The sequence below is a fragment of the Halorubrum sp. SP9 genome (assembly GCF_005435015.1).
GTDB classification, from domain to species: Archaea; Halobacteriota; Halobacteria; order Halobacteriales; family Haloferacaceae; genus Halorubrum; species Halorubrum sodomense.
Genome location: NZ_SGXU01000204.1, coordinates 1 through 731, shown reverse-complemented (window position 1 = coordinate 731; position 731 = coordinate 1). Strand labels below are relative to the sequence as shown.

Annotated in this window: 1 pseudogene; it reads left to right on the top strand. The window is 62.7% G+C overall.

What is annotated here, in order from left to right:
* Positions 1 to 157 precede the first annotated feature (157 nt).
* Positions 158 to 731: pseudogene (locus EXE45_RS17215) on the top strand (hypothetical protein); the annotation flags it as partial.

Genomic DNA, 731 nt, shown 5'->3' with positions numbered 1-731 from the left:
GCTTAGGACGCTATCCCGTAGGGGTCCGCCGGTTCAAATCCGGTCCCGCGCATACTGCCTCGAACGAACGTGAGAGGCATTTTTGGCGCAGGTTCGAATTCCCTCGGTATCCGAATCCGTGTTAGTAGTTATATACTAACAGGGGCGTTGAGTAGCCATGGGAGGGGACCCCGGCGACGCCGATGTCCACCGGGAGACCGGCGCTGCCGGCGATCGGTATCGGATGCTGTTCGAGAACAACCCGATCGTCATCTGGGAGCACGACTTCTCGGCGGCGAAGTTGTACTTGGATTCGCTGGAGGTCGACCCGACGGAGGTCGCGGCGTTTCTCGACTCGCACCCCTCGGAAGTGGCGGCGCTCTTCGACGAGGTCGAAACGGTCGACGTGAACCGGAACGCGGTGGAGTACTACGGGGCGCGTTCGAAGGAGCACCTCCTCGACAACGTCGATCAGGTCCTCGACGAGGAGGCGTGGGATCTCACCGTCGAACTCTGGGCCGGCATCGCCGCCGGGAAGACGCGGTTTCGGGGCGAGACGGTCGCTAACACGTTCGACGGGAAGCGCCGGCACCAGATCCTCCAACTGTACGTCCCCGAAGCGTACGCCGAGACCTACGAGCGCGTGTACATGACCGGGACCGACATTACCGACCTCAAAGAGCGCGAACGCGAGTTACAGCGGGAGCGCGACAAGCTCGACGAGTTCGCGAGCATCGTCTCGCACGACCTCC